The following is a 15,962-nucleotide window of genomic DNA, read 5'->3' as shown; positions in this document are numbered from 1 at the left end:
ACACGCTACGCGGGTTCAGCCTGAGGGAAGCAGGAACCGCTCGATCTGTGGATAACTCGCCCGTCTACTGCTCGAGCAGCACTCCTGCGAAGTAGTCGGCGGTCAACTCGGGTGCGTCGAGCGGCAGCACCGCCGCGACGTAGTGATCGGGACGCACGACGACCACGGCCCCGGCGCGATCGATGCCCCGTTGCTCGAAGATGTCGTCCCCGGGCAGCGCGGCGTAGACCTTCTCGTAGTCGGTGAGCCCGAACGGACCGCTCGCCGGCAGGAACAGCTTCGGCACCGACGGCAGCCCGACCCGATCGTGCGGCTGCTGGTAGACGGCCTTCACGTCGAGCAGCACGTCGATGTCGGCTCCCTCCGGCGTGTAGCGCCGGACCGGCGATGCCGGATCCTCGAGCATCCAGGCGGCCCACTCGGCCAACCGCTCCCCCGTCGCATCCGCGAAGGCGTAGACCCTGAACCGCCCGTCGGCCCGGTGATGGTGCCCGAGGTGCACGGGCACGGCATCGGCGACCCGCGTCGTCATCACCGACTTGAAGCGCTTGCCCAGCGGGAAGCCCGTCGCCAGCGACTGGTGCGCGTCGCCGCCGGTGAGCATGGACTCCGTGTACTGGGTCATGAAGCCCGCGGGGAACTCGGCGGTGGCGACGTAGAAGTCCTCGAGCTCGGACGGGGAATCGAACTCCTCGGGCTTCTTCGCCATGAGCGTCGACCACTCCCGATCGAAATCGATGAGGTTCTTCGACGTGACCCAGCGCTCGTCGGAGTAGGTCTTCAGCAGCGACTCGGGGCTGCGGCCCTCGAGCACGTACCCGAGCTTCCAGCCAAGGTTCCAGCCGTCCTGCATCGACACGTTCATGCCCTGCCCGGCCTTCGCGCTGTGCGTATGGCACGCGTCGCCCATCAGGAACACGCGGCCCTTGCCGTCGGGCGAGCTGGCGGCATCGTCGAAGCGGTCGGTCAGGCGATGGGCGACCTCGTACACGCTGTGCCACGGAACATCGCGCACGTCGAGCGTGTAGGGGTGCAGGATCGCGTTCGCCCGCGCAATGACCTCGTCGAGCGGAGTGTGCCGCACCTGCCCGCCGTCGTTCTCGTCGGTCTCGCCGAGATCCACGTAGATGCGCGCCAGGTGATTGCCCTCGCGCGGGATGTGCAGGATCGATCCCGCCTCGGAGTGGATGATGCACTTCTTGCGGAAGTCGGGGAAATCGGTGACCGCGAGCACGTCCATGACGCCCCAGGCGTGCAGGGAGGTGGATCCGGCGAGCGAGCCGCCGATGGAGCGGCGTACGGAGGACCGGGCTCCGTCGGCGCCGATGACGTATTTGGCGCGGACCGTGACCGTCTCCTCGGCCGCACCGCCCTCCGCCTTCTCCGTGTTGATCCCTGCCCCGCTGAAACCCGAGACCTTCCGGAGCGTCACCAGGACCGGGTACTCCCCTTCGCCCGTGACCTCGAGATCGACAAATTCGTAGCCGTAGTCGATGTCTCCGCGGGCCGGCGCGCGCCGCGCGTAGTCGGCGAAGTAGTCGATGACTCGGGCCTGGTTGACGATGAGGTGCGGGAACTCGCTGATCCCCTGCGGATCGTCCGGGGTGGTGGAGCTGTGGACGATGTTCGCGGGCCGGGCGGGGTCCGGGGTCCAGAAGCTCGTCTCGGTGATCTGGTAGGCCTCCTGGATGATCTGCTGCGCGAAGCCGAACGCCTGGAAGGTCTCGACGCTGCGCGCCTGGATGCCGTCGGCCTGGCCCAGCACCAGTCGGCCGTCGCGGCGCTCGACCACCCGGGTCACCACGTTCGGGAACTGCGCGAGCTGCGCTGCGGCGACGATCCCCGCGGGGCCGGATCCGACGATGAGCACGTCGATCTCGCTCGGGAGCTCGGCCGGTCGGTCGAGACCGACGCCCGCGGCGGGTGCGATCCTCGGATCGCCCGACACGTAGCCGTGGTGGTGGAACTGCATGGCTTCTCCTTCACTGCGCTGTGACGCCGGGCCGAGTTGCGGGAGGCCCACCCCCGGAAAGCTGTGTTCAATAGATGAACACCAAGTTTGAATACTGCACACACATCATATGTCGGAGGCGGCCCGGGCACAACGCGCCCGCGAGCCCGCGGTGCGACCCGCAGGACCCGTCCGGATCCGCCACAATGGTCGCATGGTTTCTCCCGCCGAGACGCCGGCGGGAACCGCCGGATCGCAGACGCTCGACCGCGGCCTCCGCGCCCTCGAAGCACTCGCCGACGCCGAGCGTCCGATGTCGATCAGCGAGCTCGCCGACGCCCTCGGCGTGCATCGCTCGAACGCCTACCGGATCCTGCGCACGCTCGAGGAGCACCGCTTCGTCCTGCGCGACGACGCCGGTCTCATCCGGCTCGGCCCGCGTCTCGCCGCGCTCGGCCGCGGTGCGGCGTCCACGCTGCACTCCGCGGCGCTGCCCGAACTCACCGAGCTGGCCAACACGGTCGGCATGACCGCGTTCGTGACCGTGCTCGACGGCACCGAGGTCATCACCCTCGTCAGCGTCGAACCGCGCCGCAGCCACGCTACCGTGGCACAGCGCCCCGGCACCCGGCATCCGGCCACGGCGGGCGCCCCCGGCCATGCGATCGAGGCCTCCCTCTCACCCGCCGAGCGCGTCGCGGTCTTCGGCGAGGTGCCGCTGAGCGAGGGCGCCGAGCAGTGCCAGATCGACGGCTACGCACTGAGCCACGACGAGGTGATCCGGGGACTCACCTCGATCGCGGTCCCGCTGCGCCTCGAGGGCGAACCGCCCGCGGCACTCGCGGTGGTGCACATCGGCGTCCCCGACGACCTCGCGGAGCTCGGGCTCGAGATGCGGCGCGCGGCGGCCCGCATCGTGCGCGCCGCCGGCTGAGCGGCCGACCGCGGGTTCTCACCGCCGTCGGCCGCTCCCGACCGGACTCAGGCGGCCTTCTCCCACACGAAGTGACCGCGCTGCTGCACGTCCTCGTGCTCGGGGCCGAGCGGGATCCCTGTGCGGTCGCGCAGCAGCAGCGTCGCGACGAACGCGATGACCATGACGCCCGCGATGTAGAACGCGACGGACAGCGAGGTTCCGGTCTCGGCGACGAGCCAGGCCGAGATCATCGGAGCGAACGCGCCGCCGAGGATCGCGCCGATCGCGTAGGCGATCGAGACGCCCGAGTACCGGATCGACGCCGGGAACAGCTCCGCGAAGTAGGCGGCCTGAGGCCCGTAGGTGAGTCCGTTGCCGATCGCGAAGAGCGACAGCCCGAGGAACAGCAACCAGACGTTGCCCGTGTTGACGAGCGGGAACAGCACGAAGATGACGGCGAGGAACGCGATCCACCCGGCGATGTAGGTGTTGCGACGGCCGATGCGGTCCGAGATCGCCCCGGCGAAGAAGGTGATCGCGAGCCAGACCAGCGAGGCGGCCGCAACCGCGAGCAGCACCGGCGTGCGCTCCATCCCGACGAGCCCGCCGTCGGCGATCGGCGTCGTCGCGTAGTTCTGGATGTAGCCGCCGGTCGTCATGTATCCCGCCGCGTTGTTGCCCGCGAAGGTGAGGGCGGCGAGGAGCACGAGCAGCCAGTGCTTCCGGAAGAGCTGCACGATCGGGATCCGGGTCCGCTCCTTGCGCTCCGAGATCTCGGCGAAGACCGGGCTCTCCTCGACCGCGCGGCGCACGAAGATGCCGACCACCACGAGGACGAAGCTCAACAGGAACGGGATGCGCCAGCCCCACTCGAGGAACGCGGCTCCGGGCGAGACGACCCCGGTCATGAGCGCGAGCACGCCCGAGGCGAGGAGCAGGCCGATCGGGACCCCGATCTGCGGGTACGCCCCCATGAGGCCGCGCCGGTTGCTCGGGGCATGCTCGACCGCCATCAGCACGGCACCGCCCCACTCGCCGCCGGTCGAGAGGCCCTGCAGGATGCGCAGCAGCATGAGGAGCACGGGCGCGAGCATGCCGACCTGCGAGTAGGTGGGCAGCACGCCGATGAGCGTGGTCGCCGCCCCCATCAGGATGAGCGTGATGACGAGCATCGCCTTGCGGCCCACCCGATCGCCGAAGTGGCCGGCGAGGAACGCGCCGAGCGGCCGGAACAGGAAGCTCACGCCGACGGTCGCGAACGAGATGATCGTCGCGGCCTGCGAACCGGCGGGCTTGAAGAAGAGCTCGCCGAAGACCAGGCCCGCCGCGCTCGCGTACAGGAAGAAGTCGTACCACTCGATGGTGGTTCCGATGACGGTCGCGGCGGCGACTCGGCGCAGCTCTCGCGGAGAGGACGCGGTGGCGGGTGCGGAAGACATGGCTATGGGGACTCCTTTGTCGGCGGCCAACTAGTGAACGCAATGTGCGTTATCTGAACACCAATTCGAGGTGTTCACCCTAACAGGAGTTCGCCTGCGCTGTCGCGCCCCTCACCGGATCAGATGCACGACGTGCCGCACCTCCGAGGCGTCCCGCCGCCCGTCCGCCACGAAGAACCCGCGCTGCAGCTCCGCGAGTTCCGGCTCAGCGGTCTCGAACCGCAACTGCACCCGGAAGTACGGTGCTTCGCCCTCCGCAGCGGCCGCCCGGATCCCGATGGCCCGGATCCCGATGAGCCCGCCACCGCTGCTTCTCGCGGAGTAGCCCGCGTCGATCTCGACAGCGTCATCGGAGCGCAGCAGCTGCCGGTCCCCGCCGCCGGGAAGGATCTCCGCCCGCAGACGTCCGATCCCCAGGCGCTCGGCGTCCTCGCCCGGCAGCCCGCGCAGCTCACCGCCCAGCACGGGCGTGAATCTGCGGCGACCGTCCCGCGTCTCACCGAAATCGAGCGGCTCGCCGAGTCGAACCCGGATCTCGGCGACCGGGACCGCCTCGAGCCGGGGTCCGCTCCGCACCGATCCTCCGGGCTTCATGCCGCGCCGGAATCGCGCAGCGATGCGGCCGACGCATCGGCCGACCGGCGCACGCCGAGGGACGGCCGCGCGGCGAGCTCGGACGGATGGAACCCGGCCGCCCGCTTGTACTCAGCCGCGATCCCCTCGAGCTCCGCCGCCGAGATCGCATCGTGCACGTCGGCGAAGCCCTCCGGCGCGCGCTCGAACGCCAGTTGCATGACGCGCTCGGGTCCCGTCTGACGCGTCAGCTCGAGCAGCCGAGCGGTCGCGGGCCGACGGTCCGCCTCGTACGCGGCGAGCGCCGCCGGAACACCCGCCGCGGTTCCGGCGAGCGCCACGTGGTACGCGAGCGTCCGCGCATCGAGCGTGGCCTGCGAGCCACCGTTCGAACCGTTCGGGTACATGGCGTGCGCCGCGTCGCCGAGCAGGGTCGTACGCCCGAAGGTCCATTGCGGGATCGCATCGCGGTCCACCATCGGGTACTCCAGCAGCTCCTCGGCACCGGCGATCGTCGCGGGGACGTCGAGCCAGTCGAAGCGCCAGTCCGCGAACAGCTCGGCGATCGGCGCCCGCTCGACCTGACGATTCCAGTCCGCGCCGGAGACGCCGCCTCCCCGACGCTCCGCGATGAAATTGACCCGGATCCTGCCGTCCTCGAGCGGCGCTCCCAGCGGGTAGGCGACGAACTTCTGCTCGGCATCGCCCGCCATGATCATGGTGCGCCCGTCCAGGAACGGCTCGATCAGCGCGGTGCCACGCCAGAGGGTGAGCCCGCCCCACCGCGGTCCCCCCTCTTCGGGGTATCGCAGCGAGCGTGCCACGGAGTGGATCCCGTCCGCGGCGACGACGAGGTCTCCGGCCAGTTCGACGCGTTCGCCGCCGGCGACCTCGAAGGTCGCGACGGCACGCCGTTCGGCGTCGCCGGGTTCGAGCGCGACGAGCGAGTGGCCCAGGCGGATGACGTCACCGAGACGCTCCTCGACGAGGTCGCGGAGGAGGATCTGCAGGCGGCCGCGATGCACCGAGAGCTGCGGCCAGGCATAGCCCGCGTCCCGTCCGCGCGGCTCGCTCCAGATCGCCTGCCCGTGCCGGTTGAAGTACGCGAGCGTGCCCGGTTCGACGCCGAGCTCCGCGATCCGATCGGCCACCCCGAGCTCGGTGAGCTCTCGGACGGCATGCGGCAGCAGGTTGAGCCCGACACCGAGACCGCGGATCTCGCGACTGCGTTCAGCGACCACGATGTCGCGGAAGCCCGCGGCCTCCAGGCTGAGGGCGGTGATGAAGCCTCCGATACCGGCCCCGACGATGACGATCTGCATGCGTGTTCTCCTTCGGTCGCGTGCGCAGAGAGCGTAACCGCCAGGAAACTCAGATGTCAACGTCATTGACATGACCATTGACGAATGCACTGCTCGTCGGTGGTACGATTTCGTCGTCCATCAGCGACCGGTCGGCGGATCCGACCGGGGCATCGCAGAAGGCGTTCGAAAAAGGGGCGCTGAACCGGCAACGGCGAGACATACAGCTTCCTCGTACATCGACGTCTCGGAGCTCAGCATGTCTCAGCACGCGCCCGCCTACCCTGTTTCCCCCTCCGCCGGAACCGACCACGGCCGGTCGGACTCTCCGCGATCCGAAGGATCGCAGCACCCCGCCACCGTCTCGACGGTGCTCGCGACCGCGCTCGCCCAGCGTGCCACCCACGCGTTCGCCCTGATGGGCAACGGCAACGCGCACCTGATGGAGGGCCTGCGCGACGCCGGGCTGCCCATCACCACGGTCCGCCACGAAGCGGCGACCGTCGCCTCGTCCGACGCCTACCATCGGGTCGGCGGCGGTCTCGCGATCGCGAGCACCACCTACGGCGCCGGGTTCACGAACACCCTCACCGCGCTCGCCGAGTCCGCGCAGGCCCGGATCCCGATGCTCGTCGTGGTCGGCGACGCTCCCACCGGCGGCCCCCGCCCCTGGGACGTCGACCAGGAGCTGCTCGCCGCGGCCATCGGCGTGCGCACGCTGACCGTCGGCACGACCGGGATCGACGCGCTGGTCGAGCGAGCCGCCGATTCGGCCACGCGCACACGACGTCCCGTCGTGCTCGCGATCCCATACGACCTGCCCACCGCTCCGGTCACGGCCGGATCGACCGCCGGCTCGGCGGCCGTCGACTCCGCCGCGCTGCCGTCGGCCGCCGCGCTCGCTCCGACGGCGCCCTCCGAGCAGCCGGCCCCCGCCGTCGACACGCCCCCGCTCGACGCCCGGGCGCTCGATGTCGCCGTCGCAGCGCTCGCGCGGGCGGAGCGCCCCCTGATCCTCGCCGGTCGCGGCGCGTGGATCTCGGGAGCCGCCGCCGAGCTCGGCGCCCTCGCCGACGCTCTCGGCGCCGTCACGTCCTCCACCGCGCTCGGCCGCGGCATCTTCCCCGAGCAGCGCTTCGACCTCGGCGTCACCGGCGGCTTCGGCCAGGAGGCCGCGATGGATCTCGTCGCGACCGCAGACGTCGTCCTCGCCGTGGGCGCGAGCCTCAACCAGTTCACGATGCGGTTCGGCGATCTGCTCGGCGCGGGCACGATGCTGATCCGTGTCGACGTCGACCGCGTCGCTCCCCCGAAGTCCGCGCACCCGATCGAGCAGACCCTGCTGCAGGGCGACGCCCGCACCGTGCTCGGCGCGCTCCGGGGCGCACTCGGGGACGCGCGCCCCGAGCCCAGCGGATGGCGCGAGCGGGTCGCCGGCCTCGAGCCGGGTGGCGCCCTGCGAGTGCGCGACACCGGCCTCGCCGAGCACCCCGACGGAATCTGCCCCGACGGACGTCTCGATCCCCGAGCGGTGGGCTCCCGTCTCGCGGAGCTGCTGCCCGAGGACCGCCACGTCACCACCGACGGCGGGCACTTCATCGGCTGGACCAACATGTTCTGGCCGGTGGCCTCGCCCGAGCGCATGGCGATGGTCGGCACCGCCTACCAGACCATCGGCCTCGGATTCTCGACCGTCGCGGGCGTCGCCGCGGCCGCGCCCGATTCCACCGTCGTGCTCTCGACGGGCGACGGCGGCGGCCTCATGGCGCTCGCCGACCTCGAGACCGCGATCCGCACCGCGCCGCGCTGCGTGATCGTCGTCTGGAACGACGCCGCGTACGGGGCCGAGGTGCACCTCTACGGACGCATGGGTCTGGATCAGACCCCCATGCGGATCCCCGACGCCAACTTCGCGGGCCTCGCCTCGGCGCTCGGCGCCACCGGCGTCCGCGTCGAGCGGCTCTCGGATCTCGATGCCCTCGCCGAGTGGAACGCCGCCGGCGGTACCGGCACGATCCTGCTCGACTGCCGGATCTCGTCGAGCGTGGTCGCTCCGTACCAGGTCGAGATCCAGCGGGTCAACGGCGTGGCCTGAGCGGCCGGTTCTGCCGCATCGAAGGCTGGACGCCGCACCGACGGGTGGACGCCCAGCCGACGAGTGGACGCCCAGCCGACGAGTGGACGCCGCACCGACGAGCGGATGCCCCACCGACGGGTGGACGCCGCACCGACGGGTGGACGCCCAGCCGACGAGTGGACGCCGCACCGACGAGCGGATGCCGCATCGGCGACCGACTCGCCGTCCATTCGTCGTCGAGGCATCCAACGGTGCCGCACGCGCTGCGCATTCCGCATAGACACCGCCCGCAGAACGACGATGCGCCGCTCCCCTCCTCGGGGAACGGCGCATCGTTCAGTACGGCTCGATCAGGAGCCGCGGACTACCAGCGGGGCTTGCGCTTGCCGTCGGAGCGGTTCTCGCCCGAATCGCGACGGTCGCCGCGATCCCACGAGCGTCCCCCGCGGTCGCCACCGCGATCGTTGCCCCGGTCACGGTCGCCGTACGAACGGCCACCGCGGTCGCCACCGCGGTCACGGTCGCCGTACGAACGCCCGCCGCGGTCACCGCCGCGATCGTTGCCGCGGTCACGGTCGCCGTAGGAGCGTCCGCCGCGGTCGCCGCCACGGTCGTTGCCCCGGTCACGGTCGCCGTAGGAACGGCCGCCCCGGTCGCCGCCGCGGTCCCGGTCGCCGTAGGAGCGACCACCGCGATCGCCACCGCGCTGCGGTCCGTTGTCGACCGCGATGTTGATCGGAGTCCCGCCGATGCGGGTCTGGCTCAGCGCCTCGAGGGTCTCACGCGAGAGATCCTTCGGCAGCTCGACCAGGGAGAAATCGTCGAACACCTTGATGCGGCCGAAGTCGTCGCGGGTCAGGTTGCCCTCGTTCGCGAGCGCGCCCACGATCTGGCCGGGCTGCACGCGCTGGCGGCGTCCCACCTCGATGCGGTACTGCTGCAGGTCGTCGCGCGTCTGGCGCGGGCCGCGATCCTCGCGGTCGCGACCGGGGCGCTCGCGCTCCGGGCGATCTTCGAGGAAGGTCTTGGCGGTGCGGCGGTCGCGCTCGAACTGACGATCATCGGCTTCGGTGAGCAGCAGGGGCGTGTCGCCCTGCGCCACGACCGCGAGCGCGGCGGCGACGTCGGTCTCGGGCACGTCGTGGTGACGCACGTAGTGGGCGATGATGTCGCGGAACGCGTCGACGCGCGTGGTCTCGCCGAGCGCCGAGGTGATCGCGTCGTCGAAGCGCGAGAGACGGGTCGCGTTGACCTCGTCGACCTGCGGCAGCTGCATCTGCGTGAGCGGCTGCTTGGTGGTCTTCTCGATCGCCTTGAGCAGGCGGCGCTCGCGCGGGGTGACGAAGCTGATCGCGTCGCCCGAGCGGCCGGCACGGCCGGTGCGGCCGATGCGGTGCACGTACGACTCGGTGTCGATCGGCAGGTCGTAGTTGATGACGTGGCTGATGCGCTCGACGTCGAGGCCGCGCGCCGCGACGTCGGTGGCGACGAGGATGTCGAGCTTGCCGTCCTTCAGCGCCTGCACGGTGCGCTCGCGCTGCGCCTGCTGGATGTCGCCGTTGATCGCGGCGGCCGAGTAGCCGCGCGCGCGGAGCTTCTCGGCGACCTGCTCGGAATCGCCGCGGGTGCGGGTGAAGACGATCAGGCCGTCGAATTCTTCGACCTCGAGGATGCGCGTGAGGGCGTCGAGCTTCTGCTGGTACGAGCAGACCACGTAGCGCTGGGTGATGTTCGAGCTCGTCTGGGTCTTGCCCGCGATCTTGATCTCTTCGGGATCGTTCAGGTACTGCTGCGAGATGCGGCGGATCTGCGCCGGCATGGTCGCCGAGAACAGGGCGACCTGCTTCTCGTCGGGGGTGTCGGCGAGGATCGTCTCGACGTCCTCGGCGAAGCCCATCTTGAGCATCTCGTCGGCCTCGTCGAGCACGAGGTACTTGATCTGCGAGAGATCGAGCGAGCCGCGCTTCATGTGGTCCATGATGCGGCCGGGGGTGCCCACGACGATGTCGACGCCGCGGCGCAGCGCCGAGAGCTGCTGGGTGTACGACTGCCCGCCGTAGACCGGGAGCAGGTGCACCTCGGGCAGGTGGGCCGCGTAGCTCTCGAACGCCTCGCAGACCTGCAGCGCGAGCTCGCGCGTCGGTGCGAGCACGAGCGCCTGCGGGACGCCCTGGCCCGGATCGATGCGGGACAGGACCGGAAGCGCGAACGCCGCGGTCTTGCCGGTGCCGGTCTGCGCCAGACCGACGACGTCGCGGCCCTCGAGCAGGACGGGGATGGTGGCGGCCTGGATCGCCGACGGGGTCTCGTAGCCGACGTCGGTGATCGCGCGGAGGACGTCGTCGGCGAGACCGAGGTCGGCGAACGTCACCCGCTGTTCCGGTTCTTCGGCGGGGGTGGTGGGTTCGTTCTCGGCCTCGCTCGTGACGGGGCTCTCGTTTTCGCGCATCATGCTATTCTACGCGATCCTGGTGACGCGCGGGGAACGTCGATCCGCACCCCGGTTTTCCACCGGCTCGCTCGGCTAGACTCCGGCGCATGGAACCCGCGATCGAAGCCGTCGGGCTCTCGCGCAGCTTCGGCGAGATCCCGGTCGTGCACAACGCCACGCTCTCGGTCGCGCCCGGCGAGATCACCGCGCTGGTCGGCCCGAACGGCAGCGGCAAGACGACGCTCATGCTGATGCTCGCGACGCTGCTGCGCCCCGACCGCGGCACCGTGCGGATCGCCGGCCGCGACGCGATCGAGGATCCGCTGGCGGCCCGGACCGCGCTCGGCTGGATGCCGGACGCGCTCGGCGTCTGGCCGACGCTGACCGTGCGCGAGACGCTGCTGGCCGTGTGCGGCATGTACGGGCTCCGCGGCGCTCCGGCGGCCGGCCGCACCGATGAGCTGCTCGCCCAGACCGAGCTCGTCGAACTCGCGGGGCAGCGCAGCAACACCCTGTCCCGGGGGCAGAAGCAGCGGCTCAGCCTGGCGCGGGCCCTCGTGCACCGACCGCGCGTGCTCCTGCTCGACGAGCCGGCGTCCGGCCTCGACCCGGAGGCCCGGCTGACGCAGCGACGCATGCTCACCGAGCTCGCCGCCGAGGGGGTCGCGATCCTCGTCACCAGCCACGTGCTCGACGAACTCGACGAGATCTCGACCGGGGTGGTGTTCCTCCGCAAGGGCCTGACGACCGCGCCGGAGGCCGTCGACGCCGCGCTCCAGCGCGGCAGCCGCTGGCGCGTCCGCTCGCTCGACGAGCGCGCGCTCGAGACCGAGCTCGCCCGGCTGGGGATCCCGGCTACGAGCCGGGCGTCGCTCAGCGGCACCGTGCACCTGATCGACGCCGCGGACGAGAAGGCCGCCACGGCCGCGCTCTCGGCGCTCGTCTCGGCCGGCGTCCCGGTGGTCGAGTTCGCCCCCGCGTCGAGCACGCTCGAGCAGGCCTTCGTGCGGCTCTCGCACCCGGGCACCGAGATCGCCGCCGACCCGGAGGCCACCCGATGACCGGCACGGCGCCCGCGATCCCGCCCGCGTTCGAGATCCGCCCGCCGGGCTTCTGGCGGGGCATGCGGCACATCGCCGCGCTCGAGCTCCGGCAGCGCCTGCGTTCGCGCACGCTGCTCGTCCTCGCGATCGTGTGGTTCTGCCTGATCGGCGTGGTCACGGGCGCGATGTGGCTCTGGCTCTCGGCCATGAGCGGCGCGTACGGGCAGGGTTTCGACTCCTACCCGCTGTTCTCGGTCATCGTCTACTTCGTGCTGCTGTTCGGCACGCTGGTGGCGCCGGCGATCTCCGCCGGTTCGATCAGCGCCGAACGCTCGGGCGGCACCCTCGCGACCACCCAGGTCACACTCATCGGCACCTGGTCGCTGCTGCTCGGCAAGGCCCTCGCGGCCTGGGTCACGGGCTTCGCGTTCCTGGTGGTCGCGGCCCCCTTCGTGGTGATCAGCCTGCTGCTCTCGCGCACCGACCCCCTGCAGCTCCTCGTGGCGGTGCTCGCGCTTGCCCTGCAGATCGGGGTCTTCACGGTGTTCGGCGTCGCGCTCTCGGCGATGATCTCCTCGCAGGTCTTCGCGATCGTCACCGCCTATCTGCTGGTCGCGCTGCTGTCGATCGGCACCCTGATCGCGTTCGCGCTGTCGGTCGGGGTCAGCACGCGCTACGTCGACATCAGCTACCAGACGTTCTCGCCGGGCTACTGGAACGCCGTCAACGCGTGCTCGGCCGATACGAACGACGAGGACGCCATCGCCAAGTGCACGGAGGCCGTGCCGGTCGAGTGCGTGACCGAGGCGACCACCGTCCCCGTCTCCCCGACGTCCGGCATCTGGTGGGTCCTCACCCCGAATCCCTACGTCGTCGTCGCCGACATGGTCGCGCCGCGCGCCGGCAGCGCCCACGCCTCCGACGACCTGTTCTCGGGGATCTCGACGCTGGTTCGGGGCATGCAGGACGACCGCGCCAAGCCGCAGGACTGGAACGACTGCCCGGCGCCCCGCAGCGAGTCGTCGGCGTCGGCGCCGTCCGAGACCGGTGCTCCGGTGTGGTGGATCGGCGCGACGGTGCAGCTGGCGCTCGCGGCCGGCCTCCTGTGGGCCGGGCACCGGCGCCTGCGCACCCCGGCGGCCAAGCTGCCGCGCGGCGCCCGCGTGGCCTAGGCCCGTGGCTGCGCGGCCGCCGCGCCCACGAGGTCGCGCGCCGCGCCGAACAGGTCGCGCTCGTTCCCCCGCCAGACCGCGGCCAGGGGCCGGGTGATCGGTTCGCCGAGCATCTCGACCGCGCGCATCCGGCCGAGCCGCAGATCGTCGGCGACCGTCAGATCGCTGAGCACGGCGGGCCCGAGTCCGCCCGCCACGGCGGAACGCACCGCCGCCTCGGTCGAGAGCACGACCGCCGGCGCCGCGGGCGCGCGTCCGAGGCGGCGCCGCACCTCGGTCTCGAACGCCTCGCGCGTTCCGCTGCCGACCTCGCGCGCGACGAGCGGGGTGTCCGCGAGCTCCGCGAGGGCGACTCCGCGCTCGCGCCGCGCCCACGGGTGATCGGGCGCGACGACGAGCACCATGCGGTCGGTGCGCACCGCACGAACGGCGAGCCCGCTCGGGGCGAGCGGCGATTCGATGAAGCCGAGATCGGCGCGCCCCTCGCGCACCAGGCGGATCACCTCGGTGCTGTTGCCGGTGCGGAGCTCGGTCTCGGCGGGTGCCCGACCGCGGTCGGCCTGGGCCCGGCGCATGTCGAGCACCCAGCCGGGGAGCAGGTGCGCCGCGATGGTCTGGCTCGCGGCGACGGCGAGCGCGCGGCCCGCGGTCCCGCGCAGTCCGTCGACGGTCTCGGCGAGGCGGCGTGCGGCGGCGAGCACCTCGCGGGCGCCGGCGAGCACCGCGCTCCCGGTCTCGGTCGGCACGGCGCCGGCGGCGGATCGGGAGACGAGCGGGAGCCCGAGCCGGCGTTCCATGCCGCGCAGCCGGGAGGACACGGCCTGCTGGCTGACGCCGAGCTCGCGCGCGGCGGCCGAGAGGCTGCCCGTGCGCGCGACGGCGTCGAGCAGTTCGAGTTCGGCGAGCTCGGGAACGTCCATGACCCCATACTACAAGCCTCGCTTGTGTCCCGACAACGCGCGCCTCGTTCCCCGGAGCCGCACCGCACCGCCATGCTGGAGAGCATGCAACTGTCCCCCGTGCGCACGCTCCCCTCGCGACTCGTCCTCCGCGGACGCGATGTCCTGCCCGGAGCGCTGGTCTGCGCCGCGATCGCCGTCGTCGCGACCGTCATCGGATCCTTCGTCCCCGTGCTCGGTTCCGCGCTGCCGGCGATCATCATCGGCGTGATTGTCTCGGCCGTCCGCCGCCCGGGCCCCCGGATCGCACCGGGCATCGGCTACTCCGGCAAGTTCCTGCTGCAGTGCGCCGTCGTCCTGCTCGGCGCGCAGCTGTCCATCGCAGCGGTGCTCCGGGTGGGGGCGGAGTCCTTCCCCGTCATGATCTCCTCGCTCGCCGTCTGCCTCCTCGCGGCCTGGCTGATCGGGCGCGCGATGGGGATCGAGCGCCGGATCCGCACGCTCATCGGCGTCGGCACCGGTATCTGCGGAGCCTCGGCGATCGCCGCGGTCTCCCCCGTGATCAAGGCGAAGAGCGCCGAGATCTCCTACGCCATCTCGACCGTGTTCCTCTTCAACATCGTCGCCGTAGCGGTGTTCCCCGTGATCGGCCACCTGCTGAACCTCGATCCGCACGCCTTCGGCCTGCTCGCGGGGACCGCGGTCAACGACACCAGCTCGGTGGTCGCCGCCGCCAGCGTCTTCAGCGCCGAAGCGCTCGGCTTCGCCGTCGTCGTGAAGCTCGTGCGCACGCTCATGATCATCCCGATCAGCATCGGGCTCGCCGGCATGGAGGCCCGCCGCTCGGGCGACGGCGAACGCCTCGGACTCCGCCGCATCGTCGGCCTGGTGCCCTGGTTCCTCGTCGGCTTCCTGGTCGTCACCCTGGCGGTGTCGGTCGGTCTGATCCCGCCCGCCGCGACGCAGGCGCTGACGAGCACGAGCGTGTTCCTCGTCGCGACCGCCCTCGCCGGGATCGGCCTCTCGACCGATCTCGGCGCGATCCGCCGCGCGGGCCTCAAGCCGCTCGGGCTCGGGGCGATCCTCTCGCTGCTCGTCACCGCGACGACGCTCACCGCGATGGCGCTGACCGGGGCGATCGGCTGAGCAGGGGTCAGGCCCGCCGGGCCTCCGTCGGCGAGACGCCGTAGGCGGCCTTGAACACGCGGCTGAAGTGCGCGGCGTCGACGAAGCCCCAGCGCGAGGCGAGCGCGGACACCGGCCGCTCGGCGAGCAGCGGATCGAGCAGGTCCATGCGGCAGCGCTCGAGGCGGCGCTCGCGGATCCAGGTCGACACGGTGACGCCCATCGGCCGGAACAGCGTGTGCAGGTGCCGGGTCGAGATGTAGTGCGCCGCCGCGATGCTGCCGGGCGACAGCTCGGAGGATCCGAGGTTCGCGTCGATGTAGTCGGTGATCTTCTGCATCAGCACCTGATGCGGGTCGCGCTGCACGGGATCCGCATCGAGGATCGTCGACAGCAGGGTGCTGATCAGATCGAGGCTCGTGTGCGCGAGCTTCGCCTGCACCCGCGGGCCGAGCTCGGTGAGCTGCGCCGGGAACTGCGTGAGGAACGCGACGAGCACCGAGGAGAGCGCGGGATGCTGCGCCCCGAGGGACTCGGCGGTGAGCTGCTGCGCGAAGGATCCGGGGAGCTCGAGCCGGTTCTTGGGGAACATGACGATGAGGTTGCGGAACGTCTCGGTGAACATCAGCGAGTAGGGCCGCGAGGTGTCGTAGATCGACAGGTCGCCCGGGTGCATCACGAGTTCCTTGCCGTCCTGGATCAGGATGCTCGATCCCGAGAGCAGCAGGCTCATCTTGTAGTGCCCGCTGCCCCCGTTGTCGATCGTCGCCTGGGTCCGCTCGACGAGGTGCGGCGCGGCCGCGACCTCGGTGAACGCGACCCCGTCGGCATCGGCCGAGCTGATGCGAGCCGAGAAGCCCTCGGAGCGCTCGGCGCTGACCTCGAGCGGCACGAAGGACGTCGAGATCATGGAACGGAATGCGGGGAGGTCGTCGGCCCGGTCGACGTGGGGAGTCGAGCCGGTCTGAGCCGACACCGTTGTGAGCTGCATGCGAATCACCTCTCCGGCGAGGATAACACTTCGGATTTCTCGGG

General features: G+C 71.3%; 12 protein-coding genes. 5 read left to right on the top strand and 7 right to left on the bottom strand.

Annotation, left to right across the window (positions count from 1 at the left end):
- Positions 1-64: 64 nt before the first annotated feature.
- The gene (locus ABD169_RS06490) at positions 65-1,972 is read right to left on the bottom strand and encodes an FAD-dependent monooxygenase (protein ID WP_344030760.1); all 1,908 of its coding nucleotides are present in this window, start codon (positions 1,970-1,972) and stop codon (positions 65-67) included.
- A 193-nt stretch (positions 1,973-2,165) separates the two neighbouring features.
- On the opposite strand from ABD169_RS06490, the gene ABD169_RS06485 reads away from it, so the two are divergent.
- Positions 2,166-2,885, top strand: coding sequence for an IclR family transcriptional regulator (locus tag ABD169_RS06485; protein WP_344030758.1), 720 nt, complete (start codon positions 2,166-2,168; stop codon positions 2,883-2,885).
- A gap of 47 nt (positions 2,886-2,932) precedes the next feature.
- Here ABD169_RS06485 and ABD169_RS06480 read toward each other — a convergent pair whose 3' ends face one another.
- The 3 genes from ABD169_RS06480 to ABD169_RS06470 all read right to left on the bottom strand — a co-directional run bounded on the left by ABD169_RS06480 (position 2,933) and on the right by ABD169_RS06470 (position 6,201).
- A complete protein-coding gene (locus ABD169_RS06480; RefSeq protein WP_046455235.1) occupies positions 2,933-4,306 on the bottom strand; it encodes an MFS transporter in 1,374 nt (457 codons plus the stop codon).
- Between the two features lie 111 nt (positions 4,307-4,417).
- On the bottom strand, positions 4,418-4,882 hold the full coding sequence (locus tag ABD169_RS06475) for a DUF3237 domain-containing protein (protein ID WP_344030755.1): 465 nt from the start codon (positions 4,880-4,882) through the stop codon (positions 4,418-4,420).
- Between the two features lie 14 nt (positions 4,883-4,896).
- The gene (locus tag ABD169_RS06470) at positions 4,897-6,201 is read right to left on the bottom strand and encodes a flavin-dependent oxidoreductase (protein WP_344030753.1); all 1,305 of its coding nucleotides are present in this window, start codon (positions 6,199-6,201) and stop codon (positions 4,897-4,899) included.
- Positions 6,202-6,439: 238 nt separating this feature from the next.
- Between ABD169_RS06470 and ABD169_RS06465 the strand changes: the two genes are divergently transcribed.
- Positions 6,440-8,275: a thiamine pyrophosphate-binding protein gene (locus ABD169_RS06465; protein ID WP_344030751.1), complete on the top strand. Its 1,836-nt coding sequence runs from the start codon at positions 6,440-6,442 to the stop codon at positions 8,273-8,275.
- Between the two features lie 346 nt (positions 8,276-8,621).
- Here the strand turns inward: ABD169_RS06465 and ABD169_RS06460 are convergent, their stop codons facing one another.
- Positions 8,622-10,706, bottom strand: coding sequence for a DEAD/DEAH box helicase (locus ABD169_RS06460; protein WP_344030749.1), 2,085 nt, complete (start codon positions 10,704-10,706; stop codon positions 8,622-8,624).
- 89 nt (positions 10,707-10,795) lie between these two features.
- Between ABD169_RS06460 and ABD169_RS06455 the strand changes: the two genes are divergently transcribed.
- Positions 10,796-11,749 carry an ABC transporter ATP-binding protein gene (locus ABD169_RS06455; RefSeq protein ID WP_344030747.1) on the top strand — a complete coding sequence of 318 codons (954 nt, stop codon included), beginning with the start codon at positions 10,796-10,798 and terminating at the stop codon, positions 11,747-11,749.
- Positions 11,746-12,903, top strand: coding sequence for an ABC transporter permease (locus ABD169_RS06450; protein ID WP_344030745.1), 1,158 nt, complete (start codon positions 11,746-11,748; stop codon positions 12,901-12,903). The genes ABD169_RS06455 and ABD169_RS06450 overlap by 4 nt, the downstream gene beginning before the upstream one ends.
- Here ABD169_RS06450 and ABD169_RS06445 read toward each other — a convergent pair.
- A complete protein-coding gene (locus tag ABD169_RS06445) occupies positions 12,900-13,823 on the bottom strand; it encodes a LysR family transcriptional regulator (protein WP_344030743.1) in 924 nt (307 codons plus the stop codon). The two genes, ABD169_RS06450 and ABD169_RS06445, sit on opposite strands and share 4 nt — an antisense overlap.
- An 84-nt stretch (positions 13,824-13,907) precedes the next feature.
- Between ABD169_RS06445 and ABD169_RS06440 the strand changes: the two genes are divergently transcribed.
- The gene (locus tag ABD169_RS06440; protein WP_344030741.1) at positions 13,908-14,948 is read left to right on the top strand and encodes a YeiH family protein; all 1,041 of its coding nucleotides are present in this window, start codon (positions 13,908-13,910) and stop codon (positions 14,946-14,948) included.
- A 7-nt stretch (positions 14,949-14,955) separates the two neighbouring features.
- Here ABD169_RS06440 and ABD169_RS06435 read toward each other — a convergent pair whose 3' ends face one another.
- Positions 14,956-15,918 (bottom strand): AraC-like ligand-binding domain-containing protein, encoded by a 963-nt coding sequence (locus ABD169_RS06435; protein ID WP_344030739.1) that lies wholly within the window; start codon positions 15,916-15,918, stop codon positions 14,956-14,958.
- Between the last annotated feature and the right edge of the window lie 44 nt (positions 15,919-15,962).

Source organism: Leucobacter iarius, assembly GCF_039530105.1.
In the GTDB taxonomy this organism is placed as follows: domain Bacteria; phylum Actinomycetota; class Actinomycetes; order Actinomycetales; family Microbacteriaceae; genus Leucobacter; species Leucobacter iarius.
The sequence above is the reverse complement of the archived record's forward strand: the minus strand, read 5'-3'. Positions and strand labels throughout refer to the sequence as shown.